Source organism: Serratia sp. PL7 (genome assembly GCF_945957435.1).
Window position 1 is genome coordinate 537064 of the sequence record NZ_CAMFLB010000001.1, and the last position, 13979, is coordinate 551042.

The 13979-nt window shown below is 58.1% G+C and carries 13 protein-coding genes; 6 read left to right on the plus strand and 7 right to left on the minus strand.

Annotation, left to right across the window (positions count from 1 at the left end):
* Window positions 1-255: 255 nt before the first annotated feature.
* Together N6G83_RS02625 and mgtA are read left to right on the plus strand one after the other, a co-directional pair.
* Window positions 256-954: an MgtC family protein gene (locus N6G83_RS02625; protein ID WP_025303346.1), complete on the plus strand. Its 699-nt coding sequence runs from the start codon at window positions 256-258 to the stop codon at window positions 952-954.
* Window positions 955-1195: 241 nt separating this feature from the next.
* Window positions 1196-3895 carry a magnesium-translocating P-type ATPase gene (mgtA, locus tag N6G83_RS02630; protein ID WP_043140563.1) on the plus strand — a complete coding sequence of 900 codons (2700 nt, stop codon included), beginning with the start codon at window positions 1196-1198 and terminating at the stop codon, window positions 3893-3895.
* Between the two features lie 48 nt (window positions 3896-3943).
* On the opposite strand, the gene N6G83_RS02635 is transcribed toward mgtA, so the two are convergent.
* The 4 genes from N6G83_RS02635 to N6G83_RS02650 form a co-directional block, all read right to left on the minus strand.
* Complete coding sequence (locus N6G83_RS02635; protein ID WP_060447854.1) at window positions 3944-4717, minus strand: DUF3307 domain-containing protein; 774 nt, start codon at window positions 4715-4717, stop codon at window positions 3944-3946.
* Between the two features lie 2 nt (window positions 4718-4719).
* Window positions 4720-5316: a hypothetical protein gene (locus N6G83_RS02640; protein WP_025303343.1), complete on the minus strand. Its 597-nt coding sequence runs from the start codon at window positions 5314-5316 to the stop codon at window positions 4720-4722.
* A gap of 212 nt (window positions 5317-5528) precedes the next feature.
* Complete coding sequence (locus N6G83_RS02645; protein WP_019453520.1) at window positions 5529-5708, minus strand: hypothetical protein; 180 nt, start codon at window positions 5706-5708, stop codon at window positions 5529-5531.
* A 95-nt stretch (window positions 5709-5803) separates the two neighbouring features.
* Complete coding sequence (locus N6G83_RS02650; protein WP_043140567.1) at window positions 5804-6913, minus strand: YbdK family carboxylate-amine ligase; 1110 nt, start codon at window positions 6911-6913, stop codon at window positions 5804-5806.
* A gap of 151 nt (window positions 6914-7064) precedes the next feature.
* On the opposite strand from N6G83_RS02650, the gene N6G83_RS02655 reads away from it, so the two are divergent.
* The 3 genes from N6G83_RS02655 (at window position 7065) to arsC (ending at window position 9197) form a co-directional block, all read left to right on the plus strand.
* Window positions 7065-7391 (plus strand): metalloregulator ArsR/SmtB family transcription factor, encoded by a 327-nt coding sequence (locus N6G83_RS02655; RefSeq protein ID WP_025303341.1) that lies wholly within the window; start codon window positions 7065-7067, stop codon window positions 7389-7391.
* Window positions 7392-7461: 70 nt separating this feature from the next.
* Window positions 7462-8751: an arsenic transporter gene (locus N6G83_RS02660; RefSeq protein WP_025303340.1), complete on the plus strand. Its 1290-nt coding sequence runs from the start codon at window positions 7462-7464 to the stop codon at window positions 8749-8751.
* Between the two features lie 14 nt (window positions 8752-8765).
* The gene (gene arsC / locus N6G83_RS02665; protein ID WP_025303339.1) at window positions 8766-9197 is read left to right on the plus strand and encodes a glutaredoxin-dependent arsenate reductase; all 432 of its coding nucleotides are present in this window, start codon (window positions 8766-8768) and stop codon (window positions 9195-9197) included.
* Between the two features lie 26 nt (window positions 9198-9223).
* Here the strand turns inward: arsC and N6G83_RS02670 are convergent, their stop codons facing one another.
* The 3 genes from N6G83_RS02670 to fdhD are packed head-to-tail and all read right to left on the minus strand — an operon-like array spanning window position 9224 to window position 12039.
* On the minus strand, window positions 9224-10186 hold the full coding sequence (locus tag N6G83_RS02670) for a Dyp-type peroxidase (RefSeq protein ID WP_025303338.1): 963 nt from the start codon (window positions 10184-10186) through the stop codon (window positions 9224-9226).
* 34 nt (window positions 10187-10220) lie between these two features.
* A complete protein-coding gene (locus N6G83_RS02675; protein ID WP_025303337.1) occupies window positions 10221-11138 on the minus strand; it encodes a bestrophin family protein in 918 nt (305 codons plus the stop codon).
* A 58-nt stretch (window positions 11139-11196) separates the two neighbouring features.
* A complete protein-coding gene (fdhD, locus tag N6G83_RS02680; RefSeq protein WP_260514611.1) occupies window positions 11197-12039 on the minus strand; it encodes a formate dehydrogenase accessory sulfurtransferase FdhD in 843 nt (280 codons plus the stop codon).
* A gap of 889 nt (window positions 12040-12928) precedes the next feature.
* Here fdhD and N6G83_RS02685 point away from each other — a divergent pair.
* Window positions 12929-13873, plus strand: coding sequence for an alpha/beta hydrolase family protein (locus N6G83_RS02685; protein WP_193402915.1), 945 nt, complete (start codon window positions 12929-12931; stop codon window positions 13871-13873).
* Window positions 13874-13979 lie beyond the last annotated feature (106 nt).

Here is a 13979-nt window from a genome sequence, read left to right on the forward strand (position 1 = left end):
GATTTGTTGCTTGCCGTTATCGGCGGGCAGCACCCCTCTCCAGTTATTTCTGAGCTGTGCATACCCGAGTAATAAACGTTTCCTGATGCCTGACGGTTTCAGGTGAATCGAGTTGGACGTTATTATGGTATTTTGCAGCCACAGCCTTTTCCCTCCAGGCACGACACGCTGATTCGCTGATTTATTTTCAGCGCGCTTTCGCGTGTGCTAAACAGCACATGATTTTATCTCCTGCGGTTAATTAAGGGGACAGTCATGGCTATGACTCCTTTCGTTTTAAATTTATTGCTGGCGATGTGCCTGGGCGCGGTCATTGGCGCCGAGCGCCAGTGGCGCCAACGCATGGCCGGCCTGCGCACCAATGCGCTGGTGGCGACCGGTGCGGCGGTCTTTATTCTCAGCTCCATGTCCACCGATCCGGCCAGCGCCGGCCGGGTGGCTGCGCAGATCGTATCCGGTATCGGTTTCCTCGGCGCCGGCGTTATCATGCGTGAAGGGCTGAACATTCGCGGCCTTAACACCGCCGCCACGCTGTGGTGTTCGGCGGGGATCGGCGTCCTGTGCGGCCTGGGCCAGCATTGGGATGCGGTGGTTGCTACGCTGGTGATCCTGTGCGCCAATATCCTGCTGCGCGAAGCCGCGCAGCGTATCAATCTGCAGCCGCACCAGCAGGCAACCGATCTGGAACTGTGCTATCGCATTCAGGTGACCTGCGGCGAGCAGGACGAAATTCTGGTGCGCACCCTGATTCTGCAGGCGCTGAACGGCGTGGCCTTGCGGCTGCAATCCTTGCGCAGCGCCGATATCTCCAGCCCGGGGCAATTGGAAGTGTGCGCGGAAATTACCGCCACGCCGGCCGCGCAAAAAGAAATTGAGGGTATTGTCTGCCGCGTCAGCCTGGAGAAAAGCGTGAGTGCCGTTCGCTGGCGAGTCGCGTCCGAATTACCGGTCTGATTAATTATATAAATATTTATTAACTTGATTATATGCTCAGGTTATTCGGGCTCGCCTGAATAACGCGGAGCATTAAGGAGGCGTTATGGACGATGACCCCGGAAGGAAAATGATTCCAGCGTGGCTGACAGGATAATTCCGCCATTTAGTCACGCTAATAAAAAATTCCAAGCTGCGCAGAGTCACCTGTTTATCGGGCGGGGCTTCGCTGTGCGCAGAACGAAAATAAGAGAATAGCGTTATGACTCAGATTAATGAAAGAACGCGTCGCCGTGATAAAGACGCGGTGACCTACGCCATTGCGCAAGAGGCGACCAACAGCATCGCTCAAACGCTGGCGAACCTGAAGTGCAACCGCAACGGCTTGACCCAGGACGACGCCGATGAGCGGCTGGAACAGTTCGGCGCCAATCAGGTCGCCCATGACAAGGCGCCGCATGCCCTGATCCAGCTGATCAAGGCCTTCAACAACCCGTTTATCTTCGTGCTGATGGTGCTGGCTGCGATCAGTTTCTTTACCGATTATTGGCTGCCGCGCCAGAGCGGTGAAGAAACTGAACTCACCGGCGTCATTATCATCCTGACCATGGTCACGCTGAGCGGGCTGCTGCGTTTCTGGCAGGAATACCGCACCAACAAAGCGGCGGAAGCGTTGAAGTCGATGGTGCGCACCACCGCCACGGTGCTGCGCCGCAGCAGCTACAGCGCGCATCCGCTGACGCTGGAAGTGCCGATCCGCGAACTGGTGCCGGGGGATATCATCCAGCTCTCCGCCGGTGATATGGTGCCGGCCGACGTACGCCTTATCGCCTCGCGCGATCTGTTCATCAGCCAGGCGATTTTGACCGGCGAAGCGATCCCGATCGAGAAATACGATGCCATGGGCAACGTGGCGCAGAAGTCGAGCGAAGGGGAAGTGTCCAGCGAGAACGCGCTGCTTGAGCTCTCCAACATCTGCCTGATGGGCACCAACGTCGCCAGCGGCACCGCTACGGCGGTGGTGGTGGCGACCGGCGGGCGCACCTACTTCGGCTCGTTGGCCAAGTCAATCGTTGGTTCGCGGGCGCAAACCGCGTTCGATCGCGGGGTGAACAGCGTCAGCTGGCTGTTGATTCGCTTCATGCTGGTGATGGTGCCGGTGGTGTTGCTGATCAACGGTTTCACCAAAGGTGACTGGAGCGAGGCGGCGCTGTTCGCGCTGGCGGTGGCGGTCGGCCTGACGCCGGAAATGCTGCCGATGATCGTCAGCTCCAATCTGGCTAAAGGGGCGATCGCCATGTCGCGTCGCAAGGTGGTGGTGAAGCGTCTGAACGCCATTCAGAACTTCGGTGCTATGGACGTGCTCTGCACCGACAAGACCGGCACGCTGACCCAGGACCGCATCATTCTCGAGCACCACATCGACGTCACTGGCGCCAGGGATAACGAAGTGTTGCACCTGGCCTGGCTGAACAGCTTCCATCAGAGCGGCATGAAGAACCTGATGGATCAGGCGGTGATCCGTTTCGGGCGCGGCAAACCGGGGATTGAAGCCCTGGGGCGTTTCAGCAAGGTGGATGAGCTGCCGTTCGATTTCGTGCGCCGCCGTCTGTCGATCGTGGTGGCGGATGAGAATGGCAAGCAGCAGCTGATCTGTAAGGGCGCGGTGGAGGAGATGCTGGAGATCGCCACCCACGTGCGTGAAGGCGACAAGATGCTGGAGCTGGACGACGCGCGCCGTGCGGCGTTGCAGGCGCTGGCCCGCGAGTACAACGAAGACGGTTTCCGCGTGCTGGTGCTGGCGACGCGTGAGTTGGATGCGCAGCGCCCGGCCGAACCGCTAAGCGTGGCCGACGAGCGCGATATGGTGGTGCAAGGGCTGCTGACCTTCCTCGACCCGCCGAAGGAGAGCGCGCAGCAGGCGATCGCCGCGCTGCAGGAAAACGGTGTGACGGTGAAGGTGCTGACCGGCGACAACCCGGTGATCACCTGCAAGATTTGCCGCGACGTCGGGCTGGAGCCGGGCGAGCCGCTCTCCGGGCTGCGGATTGAACAGATGGATGACGAAGAGCTGGCGCGCGAAGTGGAACAGCGCACGGTCTTCACCAAGCTGACACCGCTGCAAAAATCGCGGGTGCTGAAAATGCTGCAGGCCAACGGCCATACCGTCGGTTTCCTCGGCGACGGCATCAACGATGCGCCGGCGCTGCGCGACGCCGACGTCGGCATCTCGGTCGACACCGGTACCGATATCGCCAAGGAATCGGCGGACATCATCCTGTTGGAAAAGAACCTGATGGTGCTGGAAGAGGGGGTGATCAAAGGGCGCGAGACCTTCGGCAATATCATCAAGTACCTGAACATGACCGCCAGTTCCAACTTCGGCAACGTGTTCTCGGTACTGGTGGCGAGCGCCTTCATCCCGTTCCTGCCGATGCTGGCGATCCACCTGTTGATTCAAAACCTGATGTACGACATTTCTCAGCTGTCGCTGCCGTGGGACAAGATGGACAAAGAGTTCCTGCGCAAACCGCGCAAGTGGGACTCCAAAAACATCGGGCGCTTTATGCTGTGGATTGGGCCGACCTCGTCGATCTTCGATATTACGACGTATGCGCTGATGTGGTACGTGTTTGCCGCCAACAGCGTGGAACACCAGGCGCTGTTCCAGTCCGGCTGGTTCATTGAGGGGCTGTTGTCGCAAACGCTGGTGGTGCATATGCTGCGCACCCAGAAGATCCCGTTCATTCAGAGCACCGCGGCGCTGCCGGTGTTGCTGACCACCGGGTTGGTGATGGCGCTCGGCATCTACATTCCGTTCTCGCCGCTCGGCGCCCTGGTTGGCCTGCAGCCGCTGCCGTGGGAATACTTCCCGTGGTTGGCCGCTACGCTGGTCAGCTACTGCGTGGTCGCGCAGTTGATGAAGCGTTTCTACATCCGCCGCTTCGGCGAGTGGCTGTAAGCCGCCTCGGCGTTCACTTCGGGGGCGAAATTCTTCGCCCCTGCACTACTACAGCAGTTTGTTGACCAGCAGGCCGAGCATGATGGTCAGCGTGAAGGAAAACAGCGTGCCGAGCAGCACATACTCGGTGCGCATCTTATCGTCGCTCTGGCGCAGATCGCCGAAACGGAAGATAGATTTGGCCGCCAGCAAAAAACCGATCGCCGGAATTTGCCCCAGCAGCACGAAGGTCAGGATCAGCGTTCTCTCCAGATAGCCAATCTGTTTGCCCGCGCGCAGCAGCGAATCGTTGTCGGCCTTGGCCGAAGGCGGCATTTGCGGCGTCCAGTGCGCCAGTAGTTGCCCGATCAGCAGGCTCATCGGCAGATAAATCAGGCTGTAGGCCACCAGCACCAGGCCAATTTGCCAACGCCCCAACTGCTGCCCCAGCGCGGCGAGCAGTTCACCGGCATTCGGCGTCAGCCCCAGCCACAGCAAGGCGATCACCGCCAGATGCAACCCCTGATCGAGCAGGAAACTGCGGGCCGGGCTCAGGCGGGTCATGACGGTGACTTTCAGCAAATCGATCAGGTAGTGGCTGACGGCGATGACCAGCAGGCTGACCAGCACCTGAAGTGAAGAAAGCCCGCCGTGCAGCAGGCCGAACCCGGCCACCACCCAGGCGGCCAGCACCCCGTGCAGCAACGCGTGCAATACCAGAAAACGCGAACGCGCGCGATGTTGGATTTTGTCTTCCACCCAACTCAGCGGCTGCAGCGGAAAATCCGCCAGCAGATGGACGAGCAACAGCCAGGCCAGCAAAGGCGCATAGGTCAGATCCATAGTCAGACGATCCTGTTAATGGCGTGAATAAACCGCATGATTTCCTCGTAGGCCGCGCGTTTCAGTGCGGCGGAGACCGTGGAGGCGGCTTTTTGCAGCTGGTCCGCCACGGCGGCGCCGCTGTCGGCGAACATTCTCATCTGGACGATGCGCGCTTCGGTCTGCGACAGGCGGCCAATCACATGATCTAACATCGGCAGCAGATCGCTGACAATGGCGTTTGTCCGATCGTTGTCGGTTTTCAGAGCCAGGCGGCAATTTTTCGCCATGGCGTCCAGCGCGCTGCCGGAGTTGATAAAGGCACTGCCGTAACCCGCGGCGTCGGGCCGTTGGCTGCCCAGCCCGACGGCGACGCGCGCATCCCAGTGCGCGGCGCCCATCGCCCGCAGCGCGAGGCGAATATATACCGCCAGCAGCAGCCCGTCCTCCGGGGCGGCCTGCGCCTGGAAGGCGTCGCCGCGAAAGATTTCCACCTGATGAAGCTGCCCGTCGCGCTGCAGCCGATCGAGCAGGCTGTGCAGCTCGTTGAGGTAGTTGACGGTATCTGATCGGCGAGAATCGACCAGATCGCCGCTGATTACGCTGATTGGTGTCGACATAGCGTGTTCCGTTGCTTACCGAGGGATGACTATAAATTCGCACCTGGATACGAATATGTCAATAATTCGTCTTTGGATACGAATTTGTAGGGAATTCGCCTGTGAGAACGAAATGCGGTGGCGTGAGGAAAGGGGACGAACGGCCGGGAATGCGCGGGCCTGTCAGGCTCGCCACCGGCGGCGTAGAGGGAAAATGGCCGGCAACCGGCCGTTCAGAAACTTTTAACCAGCACTTCACGCGGCATTTCGCTGCCGTGCTTCAGCAGGTGCTCAAACGATCGTTCGCTGCTTTTCAGCTGTTGCAAAAACTCCTGCGGCGACAGATCGTGTTTTTTGCCGCTCATGTAAGCCAGCGCCAGTTCTTTTGCCTGATAGCGGGAGAAGTTGTACATGGTGTCCTCGATACGGTGAATGTCAGTGCTCACGATTGTAGCGAAAGAGCACATAATGAACAGTGGCTTTGGCGTATGGAATCGATAGCCGAAACTTAACTTGCCGGTTGCAACAGCTCATCGCACAGGCGTTTGATCACCTGAGCCTGCGGCAGGCCGTTGTGCAACATCTGACGGATATGCTCCGAATCGCTGATGCCCTGGCGGACATGGCGCTCGACGGCCTGTAACACGGCCCGATCCTCCCGCCGCTCGGCGAAATCGCTCAGCGCCTCGAGGGTGTGCAGGATGTGGGCGGTCAGGCTGCGGCGGCGCAGCGTCGTGGGATCGACGTATTCGGCGGCAAAACCGCTGCGATAGGCGTTGATCTTGTTGTAGTGGGTGAAGGCATCGTATTCCGGCGCGATCGGCGTCCGGCGTTGCAACAGAAAATCGGCCAGCAGACGGCAGTAACCGACCAGCAGCACGGCGTGCGCGAGGCGCAGCGGCGTATCGCAGATGCGGATCTCCACCGTGCCCAGCTCCGGTTTCGGCCGTGCATCCCAGTAAATATCCTTGACGCTTTCAATCACGCCGGCGGCGTTCAACCGTTCGTAGTAAGCGTTGAATTCGCGCCAGCTGTAGATGTGTTCCAGGCACCCGTAGTTGGGGAAAGAATTCTGGGCGCTGAAGCGGGAACTGGCAAAGCGCGTGTCGACCCCCTGATACAGCGGCGACGAGGCGCTGAGCGCGATCAGCTGCGGAAAATAGGGCGTCAGCGCATGGCACAGGTACATCGCCTCGTCCCCGTCGTTGACGCCGAGGTGAATGTGTTGGCCGAATACGCAGGCCAGCTTGGAGAGATAGCCAAAACGGCTGGCCAGCTGCCTGTAGCGCGCGCTGTCGCTGATGACCTGCTTGCGCCAGTCGTTGCTCAGGTGCCGACCACCGCCGCAGACGTCACAGCCCAGGCGCTGCGCGCTGCGCCGGACGGTATGGGTCAGGGCGCGCAGCTCGGCGTGCAGCTCATCGAGATCGCGGTGCACCGAGCTGTTCAGCTCCACCATCGATTGGGTGAGCTCATGCTTGACGCGCCGGCGGTCGCCGACCGCGCTGACCACCCGGTCGGCCCGATCCGCCAGATCGTAGTGCTCGGCATCGACCAGCTGTAACTCTATTTCGGTGCCGATGGAGAGCCTTTCCGAACGTTTGAATGTGAGCGGCATGGTACCTCCTTCCTGCAAGAACGGTATAAAGATAAGTATATGTCTCGGTGAGGAGGGCAACGTTTTGCATTTTATATTTGTTTTTTCGAATATGAAGATGGTATCTTCACGAGCGATTTGTGGAGAAGATAAAGGTTAACGGGAGTGCGACATGACGTCATTGACGCCGCTGAAGCTGTTTAAAAACCTGTCTGACGAGACGCGTCTGACGCTGGTGCTGTTGCTGCGCCACGCCGGCGAGCTGTGCGTTTGCGAGTTGTCGGGCGCACTGGCGCTGCCGCAACCCAAAATCTCAAGGCATCTGGCGATGCTGCGCGAAAGCGGGCTGTTGCTCGATCGGCGCGATGGTAAATGGATACATTATCGCCTGTCGCCACATATGCCGGCTTGGGCCGCGGCGATTATTGAGCAGGCTTATCAGTGTCGGCCAGAACAGATGACGAAGTTAGCGCAACGTGTGGCGAAAGGTTGTCCGTAACGGTAAAAAAATTTACGTAAATACATATGAAAAATCGAATATGTAAACTTAAAAGGGCGAAAGAGCAGCGATGATAGTGGCAGGGGCGATCTTTATTCTGACGTTGATCTTGGTCATCTGGCAACCGAAAGGGCTGGGCATCGGTTGGAGTGCGTCGTTCGGGGCGGGATTGGCATTATTGAGCGGCGTGGTGCACGTCGGCGATATTCCCGTGGTGTGGCAGATAGTCTGGAATGCGACCGCGACCTTTATCGCCGTCATCATCATTAGCCTGTTGCTGGATGAAAGCGGCTTCTTCACCTGGACCGCCTTGCATGTCGCACGTTGGGGCAACGGCAAAGGTCGATGGCTGTTTACCTATATGCTTCTACTGGGGGCCGTAGTGGCGGCGCTGTTCGCGAACGATGGCGCTGCGTTGATTCTGACGCCGATCGTGATCGCCATGCTGTCGGCGCTCGGTTTTCGTCCTGCTGCCGTGCTGGCTTTCGTCATGGCGGCGGGCTTTATCGCCGATACTGCCAGCCTGCCGCTGGTGGTGTCCAACCTGGTAAATATCGTTTCAGCGGATTTCTTCCGGCTGGGCTTTACGGAGTATGCGGCGGTGATGGTGCCGGTCAACCTTGCCGCCGTCGCGGCGACGCTGGTGATGTTGCATCTGTTCTTCCGCAAGGATATTCCGCAGCGCTACGCATTGACGCGTTTACCGGTGCCACGGGAAGCGATTCGCGATCGTGCGACTTTCCGAACCGGCTGGGCGGTATTGGCACTGTTGCTGATTGGCTTCTTCGCCCTGGAACCGCTCGGTGTGCCGGTAAGTTTGGTCGCTGCCTGCGGCGCGCTGGTTCTGTTGGCGGTGGCGAAACGCGGGCTAGCGATCGATACCGGTAAGGTGTTGCGCGGAGCGCCCTGGCAGATCGTCATTTTCTCACTGGGCATGTATCTGGTGATCTACGGGCTACGCAACGCAGGCTTGACCGATTGGCTTTCCGGTGTGCTGGACGCATTGGCGCGGCAGGGGCTGTGGGCAGCGACGTTTGGCACCGGCTTCCTGAGCGCATTTCTCTCTTCCATCATGAATAACATGCCGACGGTATTGGTGGGGGCGTTGTCTATCGACGGCAGCAGTGCGGAAGGCGTCATCAAACAGGCGATGATTTACGCTAACGTTATCGGCAGCGATCTCGGCCCCAAAATTACCCCGATTGGCAGCCTGGCGACGTTACTGTGGCTGCATGTGTTGGCAAAAAAGAACATCGTCATTACCTGGGGCTATTATTTCCGCGTGGGACTGGTGATGACGCTGCCGATCCTGTTCGTCACCCTGGCCGCGCTGGCGCTGCGGCTGTCCGTTTTGTCCTAACCGGAGAAACCGTCATGAGCAGTATCAAGATTTACCATAACCCGGCCTGCGGCACGTCGCGCAACACGTTGGCGCTGATCCGCAACAGCGGCGCTGAGCCTGAGGTGATTTTGTATCTGGAAACGCCGCCCAGCCGCGAACGGTTGATTGCGTTGCTGGCCGAGATGGGCATGACGCCGCGCGCGTTGCTGCGTAAAAACGTCGCGCCTTACGCCGAGTTGAAACTGGACGAGACTCGTTGGAACGATGATCAACTGATCGACTTCATGCTGCAACAGCCGATCCTGATCAATCGCCCCATTGTGGTGACTCCGCTTGGTACGCGTTTGTGCCGTCCGTCGGAGGCGGTGTTGGAGATTCTGCCGGATCCGCAGCGTGGCGCTTTCAGCAAAGAGGACGGAGAGCCGGTGATTGATGCGCAGGGCCACAGGATAACCAACGGCTAATCGCTGTGGCCCCGCATTTCATTCAATCAGTGCAGTTCGGCGCCGCTGCGGTCGGCCAGCGCTTCCAGCAGCGGGGCGGAAGGCACGAAGAACAGGGTGCCGGTCACCGCGTGGCTGAAATCGAGCAGCCGATCGTAGTTGCCGGCCGGGCGGCCGATGAACATGTTTTCCAGCATCTGCTCGATCGGCTGCGGGGAGCGTGCATAGCCGATAAAGTAGGTGCCGAATTCGCGCAGGCCGGGGCGGCCGAACGGCATGTTGTCACGCAGAATTTTCACCTCGTTGCCTTGCTCGTCGGTGATGGTGGTCAGCGAACTGTGCGACGACGACGGTTTGACCGCTTCATCCAGCTCGATGTTGGACTGCTTATGGCGGCCGATGATCTTCTCCTGCGTTTCCACGCTGAGCGAGTTCCAGCCCTGCATGTCGTGCAGGTATTTTTGCACCAGCACATAGCTGCCGCCGCTGAACGCCGCGTCTTCGTCGCCGATCACCGTGTAGTCGAAGGCTTCGTGCCCCTCCGGGTTCTCCGTGCCGTCGACGAAGCCGATCATGGCGCGCTGATCGAAATAACGGAAGCCGTGCACCTCTTCTATCACCGTCACGGCGTCGCCGAGTTTGGCGGTCAACTGAGAGGCCAGTTCAAAACACAGATCCATTTCATCGGCGCGGATGTGCAGCAGGATGTCGCCGGGCGTGGCGACGGCGACGCGCTCCCCGCTGCCGATCGGGCTGAACGGATGCAGCTGGCGAGGGCGCGGCGCGCCGAACAGCGTATCCCAGGCTTCGGAGCCGAAGCCGCAGACGCAGGTGAGATTGCCTGCCGGCGCGCGTTTGCCGACCGAACGCACCACGGCGGCAATGTCGCCGCACCAGGCGCGCACCGCCGCCAGATGGGCGGGAACGGGCGACAGGGTAGCGACGATGAAGATGGCATGGCGCGTCACCGGTGTGAATACGGCTTGCGGCAGAGGGTTATTTGCATTCATTGCATTCGGCTCCAGTGTGTTCGGGTGAAATAGATCAGATCAAATTAAAGTGCTCGTCGGGTTTCATCGGCGGTGGCAGCGGGCTTTGGTCGTTCATTTCCAGCAGGTTGCGCTCGATGGTGTTGCAGATGGCGTTTAACGGCAGATGGTTAGCCGACACGCCAAACGGATCCTCCAGCTCTTCGGCCAGTGAGTCCCAGGATAAGAAGGTATAAGAAATGAACACTGAAACAAACGGTGTCATGTAATGCAGGTCGGTCACCAGGGCAAAAGGCAACAGGCTGCAGAACAGGTAAACGGTGCGCTGCAGGATCAGGGTATAGGCGAACGGCACCGGCGTGCTGGCGAGCCGTTCGCAGCCGCCGAGGGCGTGGGACAGTTCGCTCAGCTTGTTGTCGAGCAGCTCGAAAGTGATGTCGCTCAGCAGCCCCTGTCGGCGCAGCTTGCCGATCTCCTGGCCCAGCATCAGCAGGATGCGGTTGGTCGGCATCGGGCTGGCGATCACCTCGGCCAGCTCTTGGCTGCTGAGATTGTGGTACAGATCGGCGGTCGGGTCGGTGCCGCGCAGCTGATGCTTCAGGCTCCAGCTGAAGGCGATCAGCAGCTTGGCAACCTTTTGCTGCACCGCCGATTCGTCCGGCAGCAGGCTTTTGATCTGGCGCAGCAGGGAGCGCTCGGTAATCAGCAGCGAGCCCCACAGGTTGCGCGCTTCGACAAAGCGGCTGTAGCCGGCGTTATTGCGAAAGCCGAGAAAAATGGCGATGGCGATGCCCAGCAGGCTGAATGGTGCGATGGTTAAATGCACGCCGAGCTGTTCGTACCATTGGTAGCTGATCACCGCCACTATCGACATCAGCACATTCAGCGATAGGCGAAAGGTGATCTTTGATAGCACGGAACCGTGCCAGGCGAACAGGCGAAAAAACCAGTTCTGATTCGGGCGAATTATCATGACGTGGGTGCTTCCTGGTGTCCTGCTATTGAGAATAGTCGATTCTTATCCGGCGGCGTTAGGCCGCCGTTGTCGATTGCCAGAGCCGCTGCGGATGCGTATAGACGGTGGCGCGCCCCGGTTTGCTGAAGCCCACCAGCGTCAGGTTGCTGCGTTCGGCCACTTCCACCGCCAGGCGGGTGGCGGCGGAAACGGCGAACAGGATCTCGACGCCGCACATGGCGGATTTTTGCACCATTTCATAGCTGGCGCGGCTCGACACCAGCGCCGCACCCTGCAGCCACGCCTGTTGGCTGCGGTAGCCCAGCAGCTTGTCGAGCGCCACGTGGCGGCCGACGTCTTCACATCCGCCGCTGAGCGCGCCGTCCGGCTGGATCCAGGCCGCCGCATGGGTGCAGCCGGTCAGTTTTCCTACCGTTTGCACCTCCTGCAGCTGCGCTAACGCCCGGTCGAGCAGCGCCAAATCGAAACGTTGCGTGAAAGGCAGTGGTGCGATGGGCTGAGCAACCTCCTGCAGCTGTTCCACCCCGCAGACGCCGCAGCCGGTGCGGCCGGCCAGGCTGCGGCGCTTCTCTTTCAGCTGCATAAAGCGGCGGCTCGAGAGTTCCACATGCACTTCAATGCCGTTGCAGGCCGGTTGCTGGCGGATGTCGTAGATGTCGTCGGGGGAGGCGATAATGCGTTCGGACAGCGAAAAACCGATGGCGAAGGCCGCCAGATCTTTCGGCGTCGCCATCATCACCACGTGGGAAATGCCGTTGTACACCAGGGCGACCGGTACTTCTTCCGCCAGCCAATCCTGTTGCGCCTGAGCCAGATCGTTGCGCTGCCAGACCGCGTGGCGCGACAGGCATTCCTGTTTGATATCGTCGGTTTCTGCGAGGAGTAGGTGCTTGTTCATAACGTTCTCGTGACTGTCGGTGACGAGGCGCCGACGGGGATGAATTCTTATTAGCAGGTGTGGGGATTATACAGGATTCTGATCCCGCTCGCGTAGGGAATCACGCCCTGCAGGTTATCCACAGTTTTGGTGGATAACGTGTGTGCAAGGCAGAGTGAAACCGTTAGCAGGCGTAAAAAAATCGCTAAGAAAATTATTATATTACGCAGAGGACTGCAGCGTATGGCGACTTTTGGCGATGGATGCCGCTTTGCGCCACGAACACAATGACGGTATTAAAATACAGTGCTTTAGAAAGTCAGGGGGCATGGAGAAGAGGCGCATTTTTTAATCAGCAGGTTTATCCTGTCGTCGTTTGCTCTGGCAATGAGCCTTACGTGATTAAGCACCGGTGCAAAAATGTCAAAATTGGTACTCGACGATGCGGCATTGCGACGAGTCTGCGCTTGAACAGCCGCGGCACTTTTTCTTCTGACAAACCACCAGAGTGAACATAACCCTATCGATATATTCACCGTGATTTCAAATGAGCCGCTGACTTATCAAATTGAAACGTTGTCGGCATTTTATGTGGGTTTTTACGTCATGGAATTTTTGGCGTTATTAATAATGACTTGTGACTTGTGACTTGTGACTTGTGACTTGTTATTGGTGTAAGTGATTTTTTTATTATCGCTGAGGTCAGCCTCTGTCTGATTGCTGCTTCTGTCTTTTTCTCATCGCCCCCTATTGTTGTTGTTTAGTGAAACAATACGTTTATATTTTTGCTATTTATCGCAAACAATATCCTTACTAGTATCCATCTCAGCTAAGCAATACAGCGCATCTGCGAACTATTGATTAACTAATATGCACTTTAACCAATATATTATAAATGGAGCACAATATCATGACACAGACAACGTCTACGCCAAGCCGTGAAGAAGCCGATGCCATCGTTGAAAGCATGGTTGCTATTTTCAGTAAACCTATCCGTTCTCCGGTCATCGGCAAACCCACTGACTTCGGTTTGCAGTATGAAGACGTCTTTTTCCCAGCGTTGGACGGCGTGCCGCTGGAAGCGTGGTTCATCCCTTGCGTAGGTTCCGACAAGGTCATCATCTGTAACCACCCTGTGTGGTGCAGCCGGACTGGCCTGCCTGCCGACCGCGAGCCGTGGCGTTCCATCGGCGCTGCAGGCGGTAACGATTTTGCTTTCAGCTTCCTGCCGGACTATAAAATTTTGCACGATGCAGGCTACAACGTACTGGCTTACGACCTGCGCAATCTGGGTCTGAGCGGCGAAGCTAACGGCGGTATCGGCAGCATAGGCGTGCTGGAAGCGCGCGACGTCGTGGGGTCATTGAACTATGTCCGCAGCCGTCCTGACCTGAAAGGAAAGAAAATCGGTTTGTTCAGTCGCTGCATGGGCGGTAACGCGACGTTCTTTGCGATGGCGAAATATCCGGAGCAGTTCAATGATGTCCGTTGTGTGGTTATGCCACAGCCGATTTCCATGCGTGCCGCCGTCGGCGTCGCGACGGAATTGGCCGGCATCCCGGACCGTCTTGATGAAATTGACGAACGTCTGGCGATGGTCACCAGTTTCCATCTGGATGAGATGGACCCTTCCGTGCCTGCGCGGACCAACACCAGCGTTCCCACTTTCATCTATCAGGTACATGACGACGTGATGACCCGGCCATCCGATGTGCAGAACATTTTCGACAGCATGCCGGTTAAAGAGAAACAGCTGCACTGGATCCGTAATACCACCCACCGCTGGGATGGTTATCTGTACTTCCAACGCGAGCCAAAGCTGATGTTGGACTGGTTCAATAATTACATGAACTGAGGGTGAATGGATCTTTTAAGCAATATTTATTTTTAATGTGATGAATAAGTGAGTGTGTCCACATGGAGTTATAAAAACTGCATTTCACCATCACCTTTTTATTTCA

Excerpts from the sequence above, each read along its gene's own strand:
- N6G83_RS02670 (WP_025303338.1), bottom strand. The coding sequence starts at position 10,186 with ATGAATGCAAATAACCCTCTGCCGCAAGCCGTATTCACACCGGTGACG.
- N6G83_RS02625 (WP_025303346.1), top strand. The coding sequence starts at position 256 with ATGGCTATGACTCCTTTCGTTTTAAATTTATTGCTGGCGATGTGCCTG.
- N6G83_RS02650 (WP_043140567.1), bottom strand. The coding sequence starts at position 6,913 with ATGCCGCTCACATTCAAACGTTCGGAAAGGCTCTCCATCGGCACCGAA.
- N6G83_RS02640 (WP_025303343.1), bottom strand. The coding sequence starts at position 5,316 with ATGTCGACACCAATCAGCGTAATCAGCGGCGATCTGGTCGATTCTCGC.
- N6G83_RS02655 (WP_025303341.1), top strand. The coding sequence starts at position 7,065 with ATGACGTCATTGACGCCGCTGAAGCTGTTTAAAAACCTGTCTGACGAG.
- arsC (WP_025303339.1), top strand. The coding sequence starts at position 8,766 with ATGAGCAGTATCAAGATTTACCATAACCCGGCCTGCGGCACGTCGCGC.
- mgtA (WP_043140563.1), top strand. The coding sequence starts at position 1,196 with ATGACTCAGATTAATGAAAGAACGCGTCGCCGTGATAAAGACGCGGTG.
- N6G83_RS02645 (WP_019453520.1), bottom strand. The coding sequence starts at position 5,708 with ATGTACAACTTCTCCCGCTATCAGGCAAAAGAACTGGCGCTGGCTTAC.
- N6G83_RS02685 (WP_193402915.1), top strand. The coding sequence starts at position 12,929 with ATGACACAGACAACGTCTACGCCAAGCCGTGAAGAAGCCGATGCCATC.
- fdhD (WP_260514611.1), bottom strand. The coding sequence starts at position 12,039 with ATGAACAAGCACCTACTCCTCGCAGAAACCGACGATATCAAACAGGAA.
- N6G83_RS02660 (WP_025303340.1), top strand. The coding sequence starts at position 7,462 with ATGATAGTGGCAGGGGCGATCTTTATTCTGACGTTGATCTTGGTCATC.
- N6G83_RS02635 (WP_060447854.1), bottom strand. The coding sequence starts at position 4,717 with ATGGATCTGACCTATGCGCCTTTGCTGGCCTGGCTGTTGCTCGTCCAT.
- N6G83_RS02675 (WP_025303337.1), bottom strand. The coding sequence starts at position 11,138 with ATGATAATTCGCCCGAATCAGAACTGGTTTTTTCGCCTGTTCGCCTGG.